This is a genomic window from Aerococcus sp. L_32 (assembly GCF_050689315.1).
On record NZ_JBOEQF010001182.1, the window covers coordinates 1 to 565 of the forward strand.

At 45.0% G+C, this 565-nt stretch carries 1 pseudogene; it reads left to right on the forward strand.

The window, feature by feature from the left end:
- A pseudogene (locus ACRCJ0_RS18825) lies at positions 1-565 on the forward strand (V-type ATP synthase subunit A); the annotation flags it as partial.

Below are 565 nucleotides of genomic sequence, written 5' to 3' on the forward strand. Positions count from 1 at the left end.
GTGGCATTTTACCCCCACTGTTGAAGCAGGCACACAAGTTACAGGTGGTGACATTGTGGGTACTGTTCAAGAAGGTCCCGTAATTGAACACCGTATCATGGTACCAGTTGGCGTTTCAGGTACAGTGAAATCAATTCAAGAAGGCGACTACACTTTAGAAGATAACGTGTATGTCTTAGACACTGAGCAAGGCGAGAAATCATTCACAATGATGCAAACATGGCCAGTTCGTCAAGGTCGTCCTTTTGCCGAAAAATACTCACCAAATAAAATTATGACAACAGGTCAACGTGTTATCGATACTTTCTTCCCAATTTCAAAAGGTGGGGCAGCAGCAGTTCCAGGGCCATTTGGTGCCGGTAAGACAGTTGTGCAACACCAAATTGCTAAATATGCGGATGTAGATATCGTGGTTTACGTTGGTTGTGGTGAACGTGGCAACGAAATGACGGACGTAATTAACGAGTTCCCTGAATTGGTTGACCCGAAAACTGGTGAATCAATCATGGAACGTACTGTGTTAATTGCCAACACTTCAAACATGCCGGTAGCAGCCCGTGAAGCC